The organism is Streptomyces sp. NPDC005799 (genome assembly GCF_040630525.1).
GTDB classification, from domain to species: Bacteria; Actinomycetota; Actinomycetes; order Streptomycetales; family Streptomycetaceae; genus Streptomyces; species Streptomyces griseorubiginosus_B.
This window is the reverse complement of sequence record NZ_JBEXXQ010000005.1, coordinates 54,764-72,722: the sequence shown is the minus strand read 5'-3', so window position 1 is coordinate 72,722 and position 17,959 is coordinate 54,764. Positions and strand designations below refer to the sequence as shown.

Here is a 17,959-nt window from a genome sequence, read left to right as displayed (position 1 = left end):
CCTTTTCCTCGGTTCCGTGTTGCCCGGAGGTTACGCTCCGGCAGGCTGGTTAGTGAAGGGGGTGTCAAGAAACACTTTCGGGTTCCCTCGACCCGGTCGGGCCTTTCGTCCGCACCCGGGCCGCCAGAAAGGCGTCCATGCGGGCCTGTGCCTGCTCGCCGTCCGCCAGGGCGGCGATCAGCCGCGCCTCCTCGGCGAGGTGGCGGCGCAGTTCGTCGCCGGTGTCGCCGCGCAGCAGTCTCTTCGCGGCGCGCAGCGCCTGGCCCGCCCCCGCGGCCAGGTCGGCGGCGCAGCGGAAAGCGGCCTCGTCCAGTTCCTCGTCCGCGACCGCCCGGGTGGCGAGCCCGTGGCGTTCGGCGTCCTCGCCGGTCAGGACCCTGTTGGTCAGGATCAGGTCCGCTGTCAGTCGGGGGCCCGCCAGGCGCGGCAGCAGCCAGGACGCCCCGCAGTCCGGAGTCAGGCCGATGGCGGTGTAGGCCAGTCGGAACCGCGCCGAACGCGCGGCCAGGACCAGGTCGCCGACGAGGGCGAGGCCGATCCCACCCCCCGCGACGGCACCGCGCACGGCTGTCACGACCGGCACCGGCAGCTCGTACAGGGTCGCCACGGCGGCGTGCGCGGCGGTCGCGACGGCGTGCACGTAGCCACCGGTGTCCGCGCCCCGGCCGGCGAAGGCGCGCAGGTCGCCCCCCACGCAGAAGGTGCTGCCCGACGACCGCAGCAGCACGGCGCCGCCCGGAGCCGCGGCGACCTCGGCGCTCGCGTCCCGCAGTGCCTCGGCCGTGCGCAGGTCCAGGGCGTTGCCCCGCCCGGCGTCCTCCAGTCTCAACTCCACCACTCCGTCGGGGTGGCGGACCACCCGGACCGGCTCAGTGCTCATGACGGTCGTCTCCCCTCGTCGCCGGGCGTGTCGCTCGGATCACTCGGGCAAGATACTGGAGACGTTGTACAGTTTCTAGGTCGCGACGGGCGCCCGTGCCCGGTCGCCCGTCGGCGGGAGGAACCGTGCCGATCCAGTTCGATCCCGACCCGGTCGTCACCCGACTCACCGAGAGAACCACCGAGTTCGTCCGCGAGGTGGTGATCCCGGCCGAGCGCGCGTGCGGCGGATCCGTGCATGACGCCCCCGAGGCCCTGCGTCAGAGCCTGCACAAAGGCGCCCGCGAGGCAGGGGTGTTCGCCCCGCACGTGCCCGAGCGCTGGGGCGGCCACGGGCTCGACCTGCGCGGACAGGCAGCGGTGTTCGAAGCGGCCGGGTACTCATTGCTCGGTCCGCTGGCACTGAACTGCGCAGCTCCGGACGAGGGCAACATGCACCTGCTGGAGAAGATCGCCACCGAACAGCAGAAGGAACGCTATCTGCGTCCCCTCGCCAGCGGCGAGACGCGCTCCTGCTTCGCCATGACCGAACCGGCCCCCGGGGCCGGCGCCGACCCCCGGTCCCTGCGGACCACCGCGACCCGGGTGCCCGGCGGATGGCGCATCGACGGACGCAAGTGGTTCATCACTGGGGCGAACGGAGCCGGCTTCACCATCGTCATGGCGCGCACCTCCGGCAGCCCCGGCGACATCGGCGGCGCCACCATGTTCCTGGTCGACGCCGGCACCCCCGGCATGCAGGTGGTCCGTGACATCCAGACCCTGGACGAAGGCTTCTTCGCCGGACACGGCGAGATCGTCTTCGACGGATGCGTGGTCGGCGACGACCATGTGCTCGGCGCGGTGGACCAGGGCTTCGCCGGCGCCCAGGTCCGGCTCGGCCCCGCCCGTATGACCCACTGCATGCGCTGGCTCGGCGCGGCCCGCCGTGCCCAGGACACCGCCCTGGAGCGGGCCGGGAGCCGGACGGCGTTCGGCTCGGTGCTCGGCGACCTCGGCATGGTGCAGCAGATGCTGGCGGACTCCGAGATCGACATCGAAGCCTGCCGCGCCCTCGTCCTGCGCACCGCCTGGGAACTGGACACCGGCTCTCCGGCCGCCGCGCAGCTGACCTCGGTGTCCAAGACCTTCGTGGCGGAGGCCGTCAACCGCGTGGTCGACCGGGCGGTGCAGATCTGTGGAGCACTCGGCATCTCCGCCGCGGACGCCCCGCTGGCCCGCCTCCTTCGCGACGTACGCCCCTTCCGCATCTACGACGGCCCGTCCGAGACCCACCGCTTCGCCATCGCACGCCGTGCGTTGAAGCCCTACCGGCAGTCCCTCCAGGGCGCAACCGCCGACTCGTGACCGCGATGGCCGGCCCCTCACCCACCCCCAAGGACCCTCACATGGAAACCATCACTCGCCTCGGCGTCGTCGGCTGCGGTCTCATGGGCTCCGGCATCGCCCAGGTCGCCGCCCTCGGCGGCCTCGACGTCCTGGTCGCCGAGTCGTCCCAGGAGGCCGCCGAAGCCGGCCGCCGAAGGGTCGTGGCCTCCCTCGACCACGGACTGCGCCGCGGCAAGCTCACCGAAGCCGCGCGGGACGCCGCCCTGTCCCGGCTCACCTTCGCCGACGACCTCGAAGCCATGGCCGACCGCCAGTTCGTCATCGAGGCCGTCGCCGAGAACCGCGACATCAAGACGGCCGTCTTCGAGACGCTCGACCGAGTCGTCACCGACCCCCAGGCGATCCTCGCGAGCAACACCTCGTCGATCCCCATCGTCGACCTCGCCGTCCGCACCGGACGCCCGGCGCAGGTCATCGGCATGCACTTCTTCAACCCCGTACCGGTGCAGAGACTCGTCGAGATCATCCCCGCTCTGACCACGAGCCCCGACACACTGCTGCGGACCCGGGCCTTCGCCTCCGAGCACCTGCGAAAGGAGGTCGTCGAGGCCAGCGACCGCTCCGGATTCGTGGTCAACGCACTCCTGGTGCCCTACCTTCTCGCAGCCGTGCGCATGGTCGAGTCAGGATCCGCCGGCGCCGAGGACATCGACCGCGGCATGGAACTCGGCTGTGCCCACCCCATGGGACCACTGCGCCTGCTCGACCTCATCGGCCTGGACACCGCACAGGCCGTTGCGGAATCGATGTACGAGGAGTTCAAAGAGCCCCTCTACGCACCGCCGACGCTGCTGCGCCGCATGGTCGCCGCGGGCCGTCTGGGCCGTAAGAGCGGCGGAGGGTTCTACGACTACACCGCCGTTTCGTGACCGATCACATGCCGCGTCGGACAGCGTCGCTCACCGGGTTCGGGCCGGTGCCGCCGACACGCCGGCGTCCTGCTCCCCGGCCCGGGTGATGCGGCGTCCGCCGCCTGCGACGACGTACATCACCACGGCGGACGCCATGGCGAGGGCGATGAGCGCGCAGACCGCCCACCAGCCGAGGTGGGTGTAGGCGCGGGTGCCGAGCCAGGATCCGGCGCTCGCGCCGAGGAACGAGCAGGTCATGTAGCCGGTGTTGAGTCGGCTGTGGATCTCCGGCCGCAGGGCGAAGATGCGGGCCTGGTTGGCGACCTGTCCGCACTGCACCGCCACGTCGATCAGCAGCAGTCCGGCGGCGAGGGCCACGATCCCGGCGATACCGCCGAGCGCGCCGGCCGTCAGCACGCCCGCCGCGGCGAGTCCGGCCGCTACACACCACAGGTTGACGCGGTCTGGCCCGTACCGGTCCACCCACTTCCCGGCGGAGGGGGCGAGGAACATGCTGCCCGCGCCGACGAGGGCGAGCACGCCCACGGCCTGGGTGCCATTCTTCGCCTCGCTGCAGCGCTCGCTGCCGATGTACTCGATCTCTGCTCGGGGGCCTCCCTGGACCTGCCGCCCATCGTCATGCCCGGCTTCGTCCGGTCAGGCGGCCGGGGCGGTGAGGACGGCCGTGGCGGCCAGCCGGAGATTCCTGATCATCGGATTCGGGTCGTCCTTGCGGCTGACCAGGACGACCTGGCTGGGGGGAGCACCCTCGATCGGGAGGGTGACGAGGTCGGGACGCAGTGAGCTGCGCCGATCGCCGACCGGTAGGACGGCGATCGCCCTGCCGCTCGCGACGAGTTCGAGCTTGTCCTCGTAGCTCTCGATCGGCGGCACACCGGCCCCGAGGATCCGGTAGGAAGCCCAGCCCGCGGTCTCGAACGCGCACGGCGCCGCCTCTTCGTCGGCCAGTTCTTCCGCGGTCACCGATGCGCGGTCGGCCAAGGGATGGCCGCGGGGGACCACGAGCATCCGGGGCTCCTCGTACAGCGGGGTGGTGTTCACGTCGTCGGCGGCGAGCGGCAACGGGGTCCGCGCGATCAGGGCATCGACGCGCTTGTCCGACAGTGCCCCGACCTCGCGGCAACTCAGATGCCTGGTGGCGATCTCGGCGTCCGGGTGACGGAGGCGCAGCTCCCGTACGGCCGCAGTGATCACCAGGTCTTCGACGTAACCGATGGTGATTCGTTCGGTCCGGGCTTGTTCACGCACGGCCAGCTCGGCCTCGCGTGCGGCGCGCAGCAGGGCCTGGGCCCGGGGGAGGAATGTCTGGCCGGCCGGAGTGAGCCGGGTGCCCTGGGGGGTGCGGTCCAGCAGTCGTGTGCCGAGATATTTCTCGAGCCGTTGGATCTGGCGGCTCAGCGCCGGCTGGGCCACGTGCAGGTCGGCGGCGGCCCGGCCGAAGTGCTGGTGCGCCGCGACCACGGTGAAGTAGCGCACCAGCCGCAGTTCCAGGTCCTGTCCGAGATCGTTCACCCCTGCAGGGTACGCGTCATGCTGTTTCGGAATGACCGGTTGCCGAAGGGGTCTTGGACGGCCGTGCCGTCCCGAGCCTTGACTGAAGGAGCAACGTTTCCCCGAGAAAGCGACAGGCGCGATGAAGGCGATCCAGTTCCACGAGGCGGGCGGGCCGGAAGTTCTGCGGTACGACGAGGTGCCGGTTCCCGGGATCGGCCCGGGCGAGGTACTCGTCCGGGTGCACGCGGCGGGCATCAACCCGCCGGACTGGTACCTGCGTGAGGGGATGAAGGTCATGCCGGCCGAGATGAGGCCGGCGCTCGAATTCCCCCTGATCCCGGGAACTGATATGTCGGGCGTGGTCCAGGCGGTCGCTCCGGACGTGGCGGGGTTCGCCGTCGGTGACGAGGTCTTCGGCATGCTGCGGTTTCCCGGATTCGACGGCCGGACGTACGCCGAGTACGTGGCCGCGCCGGCTTCTGACCTGGCTCACAAGCCGGCCGGTATCGACCACGTTGAGGCGGCCGGTGCGCCGATGGCCCTGCTGACGGCCTGGCAGTACCTGGTTGATCTCGGCCATGGCGTGCCGTCTCCCTTCACCGGCCAGGTGCACCGGCCGGTGCCGATCACGCCGGGGATGACCGTGCTGGTCAACGGGGCCGCTGGTGGAGTGGGTCACTTCGCGGTGCAGCTGGCGAAATGGAAGGGGGCACACGTCATCGCGGTGGCCTCGGGCCGGCACGAGCAGTTCCTGCGCAAGCTCGGCGCCGACGAGTTCATCGACTACACCACGACGCAGGCCGCGGACGTGGTCAGCGGCGTCGACCTGGTGATCGACACCGTCGGTGGCCCGGACAGCTCACGCTTCCTGACCGTGCTCAAGCGCGGCGGCACCATGCTTCCGGTGTTCTTCGCCGAGTACGACCCGGAAGTGACGGCGCGTCTGGGCATCACCGTCTCCAACATTCAGGTGCGTTCCAACGGCCCCCAACTCGCCGAGATCGGAGGCCTGTTCGACGAGGGCAAGCTTCAGGTCGGGGTGGACAGCACCTACCCGCTGCCCGAGGCGGGGCGCGCGCACACGCGAGCCGCGCGGGGCCACATCCAAGGCAAGATCGTGCTGACGGTGATCTCGTGAGCGCCGAACCTCATCAGACGGTGGCGGCTCCGGTGCTGCCTTGAGGAGCAGGCCTCTCAGTTGATCGACCTGGCGGCTGCCGACTCCCGGAAGTCGACGACAGCTTCGCCGTTGGTTCGCGCCCACTCGGTCAGCATCACGATCGGCTCCTGGAGTGTCCGGCCGAGCGTGGTCAGGCTGTACTCGACCCGCGGCGGCGCTTCGGCGTATACCCGCCGGTCGACCAGGCCGTTGCTCTGCAGGCGGCGAAGGGTCTGCGTCAGTACCTTGCGCGAGATCCCGCCGGACAGCGTGACGAGTTCGCTGTGTCTCCTGGGTCCGCCGGTGAGAGCGAACAGGACAACAACGGACCACTTGTTGGCGATGATCTCGATCGCCAGCCGTGCGGGGCAGTCGGCGAGGAACACCGTGCCCGCTTCCAGCTCCTTTGCCGCGCTCGTCAGGTCGGCTACTGTCATGTTCACGAGCCGAAGGTTACCTTTTGGTTCCTGTCGGCTTCCTAACGTCGAGGCCATGGAACTTCACTCCGGCCAGAGCCGCCCCACGGCCACGCTCGACCGACAGGTCATCGCCGTCAAGCCCATCACCGTTCCCACCACCGACCGCGGCATCGACCTGCAGGTCAAGGTCACCGCACCCGTCGAGGGGAGAGACCTGCCCGTCATCGTCTTCTCCCACGGCAACGCCTGGTCGATGGACGGCTACCAGCCCCTCGTCGACCGCTGGGCTGCTGCCGGGTTCATCGTGGTGCAGCCCACCCATCTGGACTCCCGCCGCCACGGCATCGGCTTCGACGATCCCCGTTTCGCCACCATCTGGCGTGTGCGCATAGCCGATCTGCACAGTGTCCTGGACGGCCTCGGCGACATCCTCGACCAGGTCGGCGGTCCGGCCGTGCGCGCCGACCGCGATCGCGTCGCTGCCGTCGGGCACTCCTGGGGAGCACAGACCGCCGGAGCCCTCCTGGGCGCCCGCGTCCTCGACACCGAGGGCAACCCGGGCGAGGACTTCTCCCACCCCGCCGTCAAGGCGGGCGCGCTCATCGCGGCCGCCGGTGCCGGGGACGCCCTGACGCCCTTCGCGCTCACGTATCTCCCGTTCGCGCGCCCGGACTTCTCCGGCATGAGCGCCCCCGCCCTGGTCATAGCCGGCGGAAAGGACCAGTCGTTGATGACCACCCGCGGACCGGAATGGCTCACCGACGCCTACCACCTCAGCCCGGGCCCGAAGCGACTGCTCACCATCGCCGAGGGCGAGCACCTCCTCGGCGGTATCTCCGGCGAGGCCGCCAAGGACACCACCGACGAGGACCCTGCCCGCGTCGCCCTCGTCGCCGACGCCGTCTCCGCCTACCTGCACGACGTCCTCAGCGTCGACGCACGAAGCTGGCAGGCCCTGCGGGACCGGATCAGCCACAGCGCCGGTGCCTTCAGCACCGAGAGCAAGTAGGTGGTTCGCGGCCTGGCCCGAGATCTTCGCTTCTTCGAGCGGCGCCAACCGCCGGCGCGGACACGCGAGGAGCGCGTGGTCCGGTCAGACGCTATGTCGCCCAGGTCTGCCCATGCCTACGTATCAAATGGGAGAACCGTTTCCCCTGATGTGTAGGTTCTGTGTGTGCGGCGTGGTTGAATCATGCGCAACTCGGCCAGGTGGCTTGATCTGATCGACCGGTTCCCTGTGCCCCGCACGCGTCGCGGGGCCCCGTCCGCTCCGTTCCTGTCCGCCGGGCCGGTCTGTGACCGTCCTCGCCCTGCAACGTCGTGGTCGACGTCGTGCCTGCTGGGCGGCGTGTCGTCCCGCAGGAAGGAACCCTCGTGAACGCCACCGTCTCCAACTTCCATTACGGCGCCGTAACTCCCGTTGCCGCCTACCTGATGGCCTGCCTCGGCGCGGCGCTGGGGCTGCGATGCACGACGCGTTCGCTGCGCCGCCCGCAGCGAAGAGCCGGCTGGCTGGCACTGGGAGCCATTTCGATCGGCTCGGGCATCTGGACGATGCACTTCATCGGCATGATCGGATTCAGCGTCCAGGGCGCGCTGCTCAGTTACGACACACCGAAGACCGTGTTGAGCCTCGCTGTCGCCATCGCGGTCGTCGCGGTCGGTGTGTTCCTCGTCGGCTACCGCGGCGGCTCACCCGTGAACCTGGGCGTCGCGGGGACGATCACCGGACTCGGTGTCGCAGCCATGCACTACCTGGGAATGGGCGCTGTCCACACGGACGGGACCCTGCACTACGACTTGACGACGGTGGCGTTGTCCGTCGTGATCGCGATCGCGGCGGCAACGGCGGCTCTGTGGGCGGCCATTTCCATCCACACCTTCTGGTCCAGCCTCGGCGCCAGCCTGGTCATGGGAGTGGCCGTCACCGGAATGCACTACACGGGGATGGCCGCGGTCTCCGCTCACATCACCGGGGCCGGCGGCGCGTCACAGTCGTCCACCGACCTGATCTCGTTCCTTCTGGCGATGCTCGCCGGCCCGCTCGTGGTCCTCCTGGTGGCGGCCGTGATCGTCATGTTCGACCCCGACTTGATCGTCGGAGACGAAGCACCGTACCAGGCCTTCGCCGGGACCGGGACCTACGACTCCGCCGCCCCGTATCCCTCCCCGTACCAGGCACAGAACCAGACGCACCGTACGGAGGGCTACGCGCCCTGACGGCCGTGCGCCGGGCCGCCTCGGGTGCCCCCCCGGGTCCTGGGATGTGCCCAGTGTTCGACCGGCCCGTGTGGTCGATTCGATGTGCTTCGCGGGCCGGTCGGACCGGGGAGGTCAGCGCAGTCCGGCGAAGAGGTCGTCCTCGGGTGCGGCCGTGCCGGTCGGGTCCTGAACGCGAAGGAAGGTCTCCGTGCCCATCAGTTCGCCGAACCTCTCCTGGCCCATCTTGAGGAAGAAGATGTTGTCGCCCTGGCTGGCGTGCGCGGCCAGCGCCTCGAACTTCTGGCCGCTGAACGCCGTGGCGTCCACCCACGTGGTGATCTCGTCGTCGGGAAGCCCGATCTCGGCCGTGGCAGCGGCCTCGGCGGGATCCGGCTCCGGCATGTCCTGACCGGACTCGCGCATGAACTCGCCGAACCGCTGCATCGCCGAGTGGGGCATCGTGGTCCAGTACACCTTCGGAGTCAGCTCGGTCAGCTTCAACGCCGCCATGGTGATGCGGTGGGCCTGAATGTGGTCGGGGTGGCCGTAGAAGCCGTTCTCGTCGTAGGTGACGACCACATCGGGCCGGTACTGCCGCATGAGTTGGGCGAGCCGGCCCGCGGCTTCCTGGACGGGGGTCTGCCAGAAGGAGTGGGGGGCGTCGTTGGTCGGCCAGCCCATCATCCCGGAGTCGGCATAGCCGAGCATCTCGAGATCGCTGACCTTCAGAATGTCGCAGCTCGCCTCGAGTTCCTCGCGGCGCATGGCGGCGACGGCCGCCGGATCGTGCCCGGGATCACCCGGCTTGACGCCTCCCGGTCCGTCACCGCATGCGCCGTCGGTACAGGTCACGAGCACCGTGCGGATGCCTTCCGCCGCGTATCGCGCCAGGACTCCTCCGGTTCCGGTGGCCTCGTCATCGGGGTGGGCGTGCACAGCCATGAGCGTCAAAGGCCGGTCCGTCATGAAACAGTCCTCCAGCAGAGCTACGTCGTCTTCCAGCAGCGTGGCGGGCGGGCCACGCTGCCGGTGCCAGGATTTTGGCGGGGCGCACGGTCCTGCGGTTTCTGTGGTTCCCGCCCGTGCCGTGCCGCCTTCTCTGCTGATGCAACCGCTCCGGCAGGACGATCTGTTCCCGGCGCGCTCGCACACCCCGGCCTCGGCTCTTTGAAAGAGCCTGCAGGCTCGATGACCGTCACCGGAGCCTCTTGGGCCCCGGCCGGAGGAGCAGGACGATCTTGCCTTGGGTGTTCACTGCTTCAGTCGCGCCGTCTCGCCGGGGGCGATGCCGCCTTCGCCGAACGCGTCCACCGCCACCCAGTACTCCGCGTCAGCATTGAGCGAGCGCAGGTCGAGACAGGTCCGCTCGTACACCAGCCAGCTGTGGTAGAGCTTCTCGGGATGGCGGCCGTAGCGGATGTTGTAGCCGGTGGCCGCGCTGGTGGCGTCCCATTCGATCCTGGCGGTGCGGCCGTCGACACGGTGGGCGCGGGCACGGACCGGGCGCGGGGCCGCGCCGTCACCCGTCCCGAAGGCGCGTACTCCGCTGACTGCGAGAACGCCGTCGAAGGGCATACGGCCGCCGGTGACCCGGATGTAGCGGGCGCGCAGGGGTGCGTCGAGCACGATGAACGCGTGCGGGGCATCGACGTCCGTCTCCCGGCTGTCGCGCACGACGGTCCATCGCTGTCCCTCCTGCGAGACCTCCACCAGGGTCTCCGCCGGCTGATGACGGGGAAAGATGCCGCGCCAGAACTGGCGGTTCCAGGCCGCTCCTTCGGGGACGTGCGGGGCGACGGCTCCCAGCTTGTGATCCGCCAGGTTGACCTGCACCGCGTTCACCGTCTTGCTCACGCCGAGGTCGATGGTGAGGGATTCGCCGGGTTCGCGGCTCCCGGCTGCCCACCAGGTGCGGATGTCCTCGTCGACAGTGGATGCGGGGGTGTGGCCGGGGGCGGCGGACGAGGCGGTGGCCTGCGCCTTGTAGGAGAGCAGCATCCAGGGCGGGGGCGTCCACGGATCGAACGGCGCGTCCGGGACGACGAAGGGATAGTCGGCGAAGTTCTGGTTGCAGAAGAGGACGCCGTCCTGGTCGAACCCTGCGGGGAAGATCCCGACGCGCCGCTCGAAGTCGTCGTTCACGGAGATGCGCATGGTTGACGCGTGCCACCAGTTTCCATGACGGTCCTGGAAGGTGCTTCCGTGGCCCGCCCCGGTGATGAAGCCGCCGGGTTTGGAGGAGAACGGGCTGTCGAGTGAGTACGCGAACGGGCCGAGCGGGGACGGGGCCGTGTAGTAGCCGTCGGCGTAGGTGTTGAGTTGCGTGGCGGGTGCCGCGTACTGCAGATAGTAGGTGTCCTGGTGCCTGGTCATCCACGCGCCCTCGATGTAGGGCTTGCCTTCGAGTCTGGCGAGGAGTTGCTCCTGGTCGGGGCGGGTCGGTGTGGTGACGTGGTCCTCGCCGACCTGTTCCCAACCGTGGGTCGCGACGTCGGCCCGGATCAACGGCACCGGGTCACCGATCCGCTCGAAGGTGTCCGAGAGGCGCGCTCCGTAGAGGGGTGTGTTGTTGTCGCAGCCCCAGTAGAGATAGACGGCGCCGTCGTCGTCCTGGAAGAGGTTCGGGTCCCAGAAGGGGAAGGTGCCCGGCGTGACCTCGACGAAGTCGTCCGCCAATGGATCCATGCTGCGAAAGAAGGGGCAGTTGTCCCTTTTTCTGGACGCGCTGATGTACAGGGCTCCGTCGACCTCCCGGACATCCGGTGCGTAGTCCAGGGCGGGCAGCTTGGAGGTCGCGCGGTACTCCCACCGCAGCAGATCCGCCGAGTGCCAGAACCCCGCCGACATCGACACGAACATGTAGTAGCGGCCTTGGTACAGCACGACGGACGGATCCGCCGCCTCCCGGTGGACGGACCGGCTGCCGGAGGCGCGTATGTCCTGGTAGCGGTAAGCGAGGTCGAGGGGATTGCAGATGACACGCTGGGAGGAGTGCATCGTTGGGTCTCCGAGGTCGGTGACGGAGGAGGGCGAGGCCGGCCCTGCGGACCGCACGGGCTGGTCGTACGTCATCCGCCGGCGAGGGCGTCCAGCAGCCAGTCGCGCCGTACGCACTGCTCAAGCGAGAAGGAGTCGGCCAGGGCGATGACGTCGTCGTCGCCGAGCCCGCGGAAGAGTTCGGCGTACTCCTGGACGAGAGGCTGGCCCAGCAGGATGTGCCGCAGGAGGACGTCCATCCACTGGCGGGTGCTGAACGGCCGGCCCGAAAAGCCCGGGAACTCGTCGGCGATGAGTTGCTCGAGCGGCTTGGCCAGTTCGCGGATCGTGCCCTGGGGGGAGCTCCACGCCTCCGCGCCTAGGCGGTGCTTCTTCGCCGTGAACTCGGCGACGTGCCGTTGGTAGGCACTGTGCGGTGCCGTGTGGACCAGTCCTTGCAGGCCGACGTCCTTGTACGTCCAGATGGACCAGCTCGCCTCGTGCCGCCGGTAGATGTCCAGCTGGTCGGCGAGGAGTTGGGCGCACTGTTCGTCGCGTGCCCGGTCGCCGGTGTAGACGGGTCCGAACTCGCCCACCCAGACCGGGGTGTTGGTCTTGCGCATGTAGGCGGTGCGGCGCAGGAAGGCTTCCTCGACCTGTTCCTTGTCGATCCAGGTGCCGTCCGTCTTGCCGGGGTATCCACCGCTGCGGGCGAAGCCTGCGCGTGCGTAGTCGTGGCAGGTGTAGACGGCGTTGTCGATGGGGTCGTGGAAGACGTCGAAGTCGGTGGAGTAGTGGTTGCCGTCGAGGAAGAGGATGTGGTGAGGGTCGACCGCGCGGATCGCTGCGGCGAGGCGGTCGTAGAAGGCGGGCAGCACCTGTCCTGAGTCGTCGGCGGGCTCGTTGACCGGGTTGTAGCCCGCCACCCACGGATGGTCCTTGTAACGGTCGGCGATGACCTCCCACAGGCGCACCACCCGGTCCTGGAAGTGCGGGTGGTCCCAGAAGAACGGAAGGTGCGTGGGGTTGTCGGAGTGCCACTGGTGGTTCTGGCCGCCGGGCAGGGAGTGCAGGTCGATGATGGTGTAGATGCCGTACCGCGCGCACAGGTCCACCACCCGGTCGAGCTGGGCGAAACCCTCCTCGCGGATCTCGAACGGGCGGGCGTCGTCCTCGAGGTGGCGGTAGTTGACCGGCAGGCGCAGGCAGTTAAGGCCCTTGGCGGCGAGCAGCGCGGCGTCGGCCTCGTCGAAGAAGGCCGTCAGGAACCGCCCGAAGAACAGATCGTAGCGGCGCTCGCCGAGGACCTCCCGTACCGCGGCGCGCATCGCGGCCTCGTTGCCCGGGAAGCCGGTGATGAAGTTCTCCATGTTCATCCAGCCGCCGAGGCCGGCGCCCCGGAGCCGGACGGGCGTGCCGTCGTACGTCTCCAGCCGGGTGCCGGAGACCCTCAGCAGCGGGTTCGGGGGAGTGGCGGATCGGGAGGGGGCGGAGGGCTGCGTCGTGGCCAAGACAGGCGGTTCCTTCGAGACGGGTGACGGGTGACGGTGGTGAGGGGGGCGTCGGTACGGCCCTCAGGGGCCGGCCGGCTCGTCGACGGCGACGAAGACGCGAACGTCCCAGGGCCCCAGACGCAGGTGGGCGCCGGCGGGCACGGCGGTGCCGTCCAGCACGTCTGTCAGCGTCGTCGGAGCGGTCACGTGTACGGGGTCCCAGTCCCAGTTGTGGACGATGTGGAGCCAGCGCCCGTTGGGGGAGGTGCCGGTGGCGGCGGTGACCGACGGCGGGAGGTCGTGCCAGCCGCTGCGCGGGGTCGGCGCGAGCCAGGTGGCCAGCGCGACGGCGAGATCGTGGCCCGGAACGGTGCCGACGCAGGTGACCCGGCCCGCGCCGTGCGGGCGTGTGGTGACGGCGGCCCAGCGGCCGAAGTGCGGATGGTCGTATGCGGCCAGGACCTGCGCGTCCACGGTGGTCAGGCCCTCGATCCAGCGCGTGGCCGTGGCCTGGTCGGGCAGGTGCAGCGGGCTGCCGGGCGCCGCGCGCAGCGGGATGTCGGCCGTCAGGTTGCTGAACTCCTCGTAGCTCGCCCCCGCGGCCTCGACGAGCCGCCCCGGAGCCGGTTCGTGCCGGGCCCGGGCCTCGTGGTCGGCGTAACCGGTGCGTGGGCCGAGCACGAGGTGTCCGCCGGCGTGTGCGTAGGCGGCGAGCCAGTCCAGGGTGGAGTCGGCGGCCAGGTACAGCGCCGGGACGACGAGGACGGGATGGCGGCGTGCCGCCTCCTCGGGGCTCGGGCCCAGGCGTTCGCCGCTGGGGTCGTGCAGTTGGCGGGCGTGCACGATACGGACCTGGCGGCCCGATGCGAAGGCGCCGCGGTAGAAGGGGTCGAAGATCCCGTGGTAGGCGTTGGCATCGGGGCTGCCGTCGGGCTCGGCCAGCGGCGGGTACTTCTGCATCAGCCACTTGCTCGGCGTCGAGTAGACCAGTGTGAGGTCCGCGTCCGGCTCCAGTCCGGCGACCAGGGCGCCCGCGGTCTCGAACTCCGCTCCCAGGCGGGCCAGTTCGTCATAGGCGCGGCCTGGTCTGCCACTGTGCGGGAGGATGCCGCCCACATAGGTCTCGGTCCCGAAGTGCAGGGTGTGCCAGTGCCAGTACTCGATCATCCGCGCGCCGCGGGCCACCAGTTGCCAGGCGGCCTGACGCCACTGGCCGTCGTAGGCGGGGCGGTTGTCCCAGGGCGGGCCGATGGTGCCGGCGTTGGTCTCGGTGACCAGGAACGGCGCTTGGCGGGAGGCGTACATCCAGTCCCCGATCTGGGAGACGGACCAGGCGCGTTCGCCGTACGACAGCGCGTCCTGCATGCCGTAGTAGGGGTTGCCGGCGGCGATGTCGAGGGTCTCGTTGAGCTCGTGGTCCTCGACTCCCGGGCGGGGGTAGGAGACGCAGGTCGTCACGAACTGCCCGGGGGTCGCGAACTCGCGGACGATGGCCGCCTGCCAGGCGACGAACTCGGTGGTCTGCCGGGCCTGGAAATCCCGCCAGGCGACGTCGTACTGCGGCTGGGTGTTGCCGTCCGGGAGCCACAGGTCGGCCCAGGTGCTCAGCCGGTGCGACCAGTGGACCAGGCCCCATTCGTGGTTGAGGGTCTCCACGTCGCCGTACTGGTGGCGGAGGTGGTCGGTGAAGCGCTGGAAGACGCCGTGGTTGTGGAAGAGTTCCAGGCCGGGCTCGTTGTCGACCTGGAAGCCGATCACCGCCGGGTGCCGGGCGTAGCGGGCGAGGACGCGGCGGACGACTCGCTCGGCGTGGAAGAGGAAGGCGGGGTGGGTGTAGTCGACCTCCTGGCGGGCGCCGAAGGGGATGCGTTCGCCGCTGCGCCGTTCGCCGGCGATCTCGGGGTACTGGCGGGCCAGCCAGGGCGGGATCGCGTAGGTGGGGGTGCCCAGGATGACGGAGACACCGCGTTCCTGGGCGCCGTCGAGCACGGGTTGGAGCCAGTCGAGGTCGAAGACGTCGTTCTCCGGCTCCCATGTCGACCATACGGACTCGCCGACCCGGATGACGGTGAAGCGGGCCTCGGCCATGAGGTCGAGATCGGCCTTGAGTCGTTCATCGGGGTGGTCTGTGCCGTAGGGGGGCCGGTACTCGTGGTAGTACGCGGCGCCGAAGAGGACGTGGGCGGGCAGGTCCGCCATGAAGGGGGCCTCCTGGAGGCAGGGTGGGCGGAGGGGCGGCGGAGGGGAGGTTCCGCCGACCCCGGATCAGCTGCCGTTGACCGGCTGGGCGTACGTGATCCCGTCGATGGTGGTGGTGAGGGTGCCGACGGCCTGGAAGTCGTTACGGAGCATCACGGACGGGCCGAGGGTGAAGCCGCCGGGGCCCGTGCGCTTGGTGCCGGTGTGCCGGCCGGTCAGCGTCAGGTCCTCGGTCCAGGTGACGCAGGCGAGGGCCGAGGCGGTACCCGGGGTGCAGCCGAGCGCGGTGTTGGAGACGCGCTCCACCGTCTCGGTGCCGTTGATGACGTTCGTGCCGTCGTCGCTGTAGTTGTCGTAGGCGACGCCGATGCCGAGGGTCTGGTCTCCGGCGCTGTCGTTGGTGATCCGTACGGTGGCCGAGCCGCGGTCCTGGCCGCGCAGGGTGTACGTGCCGGTCGGCACCGGTGAGGTCTTCGGCGGGTTCTGGCCCGGCGTGTACGGCACGCCCCAGGTGTGGTCGGAGACCGGAGCGGGAGACACCGGCTTGCCGGGCTTGAGGCCGGGGAAGCGGGCGATCATCAGCCGGCTGTTGCGGCCTCCTGGTTCCGTCGAGTCCGTGCAGCGGTGCGGTGTCGGATTCGCGCCGCAGGCCAGGTTCTCGGTGTAGACGACGGCGGTGCTGTCGGCGAGCCACACCGGGTCGGCGGCGGCGTTCCAGTTCGGGTCGGATCCGGCGTTGATCTGGAAGCCGTTACCGGTTGTGGGGTCGACGAGCCAGGGGGAGAAGTACCGGCGGTTGCCGTTGTTGCGGATCCCTGAGACGTACGGCGCGGTCGACAGCTGGGAGGTGAGCGGGGGCACCCCGGGCATCCCGGCGATGAAGTCGAGGCGTCCGGAACCCCTCACCTCATCGGCGAGCAGCCACCTGCCGTCGGGGGACATCGACATGGGGTCGGTGTAGTGAGCTTGCCGGGTCAGCGGCCGGGAGTGGCCCGTGGCGAGGTCGGTTGCCCAGGCGTCCATGCTGTCGGAACGCAGGCTCTGGATGCCGAGCACCGCCCGTCCGTCGCTGGTGAATCCGCGCGGTTCGCCGATCATGCCGGCCTGATTGAGCCGCAGTCGGTTGCCGTCCTCGACGGTCAGCGGCTGGTAGGCGGGTGAGGAGTTCGCCAGGACCGAGACCTTGGTCAGTTCGTAGCGCCGGTCGTGCCGGTCGTAGGCGAGCCGGCCGACGTACGGGATCTCCGTGAGGGCCCGGAAGTCGAGGACGTCCCAGACCAGGTGGACCCCGTCGGGGCTGAGGCGCCATTCGCGGCCGTTGTTGATGCCGGAGGCGTCGCGGGCGTACAGCGGCTTGCCGTTCCAGTAGATGGGCGTGATACGGGTGTCGGCGGGGGTGCAGCGCGGGTCGGTGACCGCGTAGGCGGCTCCGTCGGGGCCGCATTCCAGGATGCCGTTGCTCACCAGGACCCGCCGGTGGTCGGGCAGTTCGTTCGCGGGCGGGTAGGTGAGCTGGCTGGTGTCGATGTCGGGTCCGTACGACACCCCGCAGGTGACGCACTTCCATGCCTCGCCGTTGCGGAACGTGGTGCCGTCGGTGCGGACCACCAGGACCTGCGGGCCGCCGTAGACGCTCGCGGGGCCCGACTGCGGTGCTCCGGCGTAGGTGACGCCCAGGAACACGTACTTCGCGTCCCTGGCGGGGCCGGGTGTTCCGATGCCGCCCCAGTCGGCCGAGACACAGCCCGTGGGGTGGGTGCACACCCCGTCCGCCGGGACGGTCGGCGGCACGGGCAGTTCCTTGATGTCGACCCGTGGTCGAACGGTGGCGGGCGAGGCGTCGGCTGCCTGCACCTGGGTGCTGGACAGGGTGGCGGCGAGCACCAGCGCCGCCGTGGCCGCGGCGGCTCTGACGAGGGTGGCACGCTTGCGGCGAACTCGTGTGATCATTGCAGCTTCCTCTCTGGTCGTTGCCCGGTCACTTGAGTGCTCCCGCCGACAGCCCGCTGATGATGTGCCGCTGCGCGACGGCGTAGAAGATGACGATCGGCAGCACCGCGATGAGGGAGGCGGCGAGCAGGATCTGCTGTTGCGGGGAGTCCGCGGAGACGAAGTTGGTGAGCCCGCGCTGTACCGGCATCAGTGAGCTGTCGTTGAACAGCACCAGGCCCATGAGGTACTCGTTCCAGACCCCCATGGCCTGGATGACGGCCACGGCGACAAGCCCCGGCTTGGCCAGCGGGAGGATGATCCGCCAGAAGGTCCCGAGCAGGGAGGCCCCGTCGATCGCGGCGGCCTCCTCCAGCTCCCTGGGCTGGCTGGCGAAGAAGCCGCGCATGATCAGGATGGAGATCGGCAGCCCGCCGGCGATGAGCACGAGGATGTAGCCGATCCGGGTGTTGGCGAGCCCGAGCGTGATCAGCAGCTTGTACTGGGCGATGAACGAGGCCGGCATCGGGATGATCATGGCGACGAGAAGGGCGGCCACGACCGCACCTCGGCCGGGGAACTCGATGCGCGCCAGGGCGTACCCGGCCAGGCTCGCGATGACCAGGATCCCGAGGACCGCGGCCGCGGTGTAGAGGAGGCTGTTGGGCAGGTACTGGCTGAACCCGCCCTCGTTCCAGGCGGTGGCGAAATTGCCCCATTCGAAGGGGCGGGGGATCGGGTTCGTCCCCTTGTACAGCTGCTTGGCGCTCTGCAGGGATCCGCTCAGCACCCACAACACCGGCACCAATGCCTCGAGCGCGCCCGCGACCAGCAGTGCGTACAGGGCCATACGCGGCAGCCGGCCGGCGGGGCGTCGTGGGCTGGGGACCGATTGCGACACCGACGACGTACTGGACTCCTGTGCCGGGTCCAGAAGCGTGTTCACGG

The 17,959-nt window shown here is 69.8% G+C and carries 15 protein-coding genes; 5 read left to right on the top strand and 10 right to left on the bottom strand.

Annotated features, from left to right (window positions below; all coding sequences use genetic code 11):
* Window positions 1-64: 64 nt before the first annotated feature.
* On the bottom strand, window positions 65-880 hold the full coding sequence (locus tag ABZ453_RS06995; protein WP_359012330.1) for an enoyl-CoA hydratase/isomerase family protein: 816 nt from the start codon (window positions 878-880) through the stop codon (window positions 65-67).
* Window positions 881-1,005: 125 nt separating this feature from the next.
* Between ABZ453_RS06995 and ABZ453_RS06990 the strand changes: the two genes are divergently transcribed.
* Complete coding sequence (locus ABZ453_RS06990; RefSeq protein ID WP_359012328.1) at window positions 1,006-2,226, top strand: acyl-CoA dehydrogenase family protein; 1,221 nt, start codon at window positions 1,006-1,008, stop codon at window positions 2,224-2,226.
* A 41-nt stretch (window positions 2,227-2,267) separates the two neighbouring features.
* Window positions 2,268-3,137 (top strand): 3-hydroxybutyryl-CoA dehydrogenase, encoded by an 870-nt coding sequence (locus tag ABZ453_RS06985; protein ID WP_359012326.1) that lies wholly within the window; start codon window positions 2,268-2,270, stop codon window positions 3,135-3,137.
* A gap of 30 nt (window positions 3,138-3,167) precedes the next feature.
* Here ABZ453_RS06985 and ABZ453_RS06980 read toward each other — a convergent pair whose 3' ends face one another.
* Both ABZ453_RS06980 and ABZ453_RS06975 read right to left on the bottom strand, forming a co-directional pair.
* Window positions 3,168-3,665, bottom strand: a complete 498-nt coding sequence (locus ABZ453_RS06980; protein WP_359012324.1) for a hypothetical protein — start codon at window positions 3,663-3,665, stop codon at window positions 3,168-3,170.
* Window positions 3,666-3,776: 111 nt separating this feature from the next.
* Window positions 3,777-4,652: a LysR family transcriptional regulator gene (locus ABZ453_RS06975; protein WP_359012322.1), complete on the bottom strand. Its 876-nt coding sequence runs from the start codon at window positions 4,650-4,652 to the stop codon at window positions 3,777-3,779.
* A 121-nt stretch (window positions 4,653-4,773) separates the two neighbouring features.
* Between ABZ453_RS06975 and ABZ453_RS06970 the strand changes: the two genes are divergently transcribed.
* The gene (locus ABZ453_RS06970; protein ID WP_359012320.1) at window positions 4,774-5,772 is read left to right on the top strand and encodes an NADP-dependent oxidoreductase; all 999 of its coding nucleotides are present in this window, start codon (window positions 4,774-4,776) and stop codon (window positions 5,770-5,772) included.
* A 56-nt stretch (window positions 5,773-5,828) separates the two neighbouring features.
* Here the strand turns inward: ABZ453_RS06970 and ABZ453_RS06965 are convergent, their stop codons facing one another.
* On the bottom strand, window positions 5,829-6,230 hold the full coding sequence (locus tag ABZ453_RS06965; RefSeq protein WP_359012615.1) for a helix-turn-helix domain-containing protein: 402 nt from the start codon (window positions 6,228-6,230) through the stop codon (window positions 5,829-5,831).
* A gap of 55 nt (window positions 6,231-6,285) precedes the next feature.
* Between ABZ453_RS06965 and ABZ453_RS06960 the strand changes: the two genes are divergently transcribed.
* Together ABZ453_RS06960 and ABZ453_RS06955 are read left to right on the top strand one after the other, a co-directional pair.
* Window positions 6,286-7,221 (top strand): chlorophyllase, encoded by a 936-nt coding sequence (locus ABZ453_RS06960; protein ID WP_359012318.1) that lies wholly within the window; start codon window positions 6,286-6,288, stop codon window positions 7,219-7,221.
* A 365-nt stretch (window positions 7,222-7,586) separates the two neighbouring features.
* The gene (locus ABZ453_RS06955; protein WP_359012316.1) at window positions 7,587-8,432 is read left to right on the top strand and encodes an MHYT domain-containing protein; all 846 of its coding nucleotides are present in this window, start codon (window positions 7,587-7,589) and stop codon (window positions 8,430-8,432) included.
* 114 nt (window positions 8,433-8,546) lie between these two features.
* Here the strand turns inward: ABZ453_RS06955 and ABZ453_RS06950 are convergent, their stop codons facing one another.
* From ABZ453_RS06950 to ABZ453_RS06925, 6 genes are all read right to left on the bottom strand, one after another.
* Complete coding sequence (locus ABZ453_RS06950) at window positions 8,547-9,380, bottom strand: PIG-L family deacetylase (protein ID WP_359012314.1); 834 nt, start codon at window positions 9,378-9,380, stop codon at window positions 8,547-8,549.
* A 285-nt stretch (window positions 9,381-9,665) separates the two neighbouring features.
* Window positions 9,666-11,411 (bottom strand): family 43 glycosylhydrolase, encoded by a 1,746-nt coding sequence (locus ABZ453_RS06945; protein WP_359012312.1) that lies wholly within the window; start codon window positions 11,409-11,411, stop codon window positions 9,666-9,668.
* 71 nt (window positions 11,412-11,482) lie between these two features.
* Window positions 11,483-12,901, bottom strand: a complete 1,419-nt coding sequence (locus ABZ453_RS06940) for a glycoside hydrolase family 5 protein (protein ID WP_359012310.1) — start codon at window positions 12,899-12,901, stop codon at window positions 11,483-11,485.
* A gap of 63 nt (window positions 12,902-12,964) precedes the next feature.
* Window positions 12,965-15,082 (bottom strand): beta-galactosidase, encoded by a 2,118-nt coding sequence (locus ABZ453_RS06935; RefSeq protein WP_359012308.1) that lies wholly within the window; start codon window positions 15,080-15,082, stop codon window positions 12,965-12,967.
* A 66-nt stretch (window positions 15,083-15,148) separates the two neighbouring features.
* Window positions 15,149-17,032, bottom strand: a complete 1,884-nt coding sequence (locus ABZ453_RS06930) for a hypothetical protein (RefSeq protein WP_359012306.1) — start codon at window positions 17,030-17,032, stop codon at window positions 15,149-15,151.
* Between the two features lie 28 nt (window positions 17,033-17,060).
* A complete protein-coding gene (locus ABZ453_RS06925) occupies window positions 17,061-17,957 on the bottom strand; it encodes a carbohydrate ABC transporter permease (protein WP_359012304.1) in 897 nt (298 codons plus the stop codon).
* Window positions 17,958-17,959 lie beyond the last annotated feature (2 nt).

Coding starts and splice junctions, on each gene's coding strand:
- ABZ453_RS06965 (WP_359012615.1), bottom strand. CDS start 6,230: ATGACAGTAGCCGACCTGACGAGCGCGGCAAAGGAGCTGGAAGCGGGC.
- ABZ453_RS06950 (WP_359012314.1), bottom strand. CDS start 9,380: ATGACGGACCGGCCTTTGACGCTCATGGCTGTGCACGCCCACCCCGAT.
- ABZ453_RS06945 (WP_359012312.1), bottom strand. CDS start 11,411: ATGCACTCCTCCCAGCGTGTCATCTGCAATCCCCTCGACCTCGCTTAC.
- ABZ453_RS06935 (WP_359012308.1), bottom strand. CDS start 15,082: ATGGCGGACCTGCCCGCCCACGTCCTCTTCGGCGCCGCGTACTACCAC.
- ABZ453_RS06960 (WP_359012318.1), top strand. CDS start 6,286: ATGGAACTTCACTCCGGCCAGAGCCGCCCCACGGCCACGCTCGACCGA.
- ABZ453_RS06985 (WP_359012326.1), top strand. CDS start 2,268: ATGGAAACCATCACTCGCCTCGGCGTCGTCGGCTGCGGTCTCATGGGC.
- ABZ453_RS06970 (WP_359012320.1), top strand. CDS start 4,774: ATGAAGGCGATCCAGTTCCACGAGGCGGGCGGGCCGGAAGTTCTGCGG.
- ABZ453_RS06995 (WP_359012330.1), bottom strand. CDS start 880: ATGAGCACTGAGCCGGTCCGGGTGGTCCGCCACCCCGACGGAGTGGTG.
- ABZ453_RS06930 (WP_359012306.1), bottom strand. CDS start 17,032: ATGATCACACGAGTTCGCCGCAAGCGTGCCACCCTCGTCAGAGCCGCC.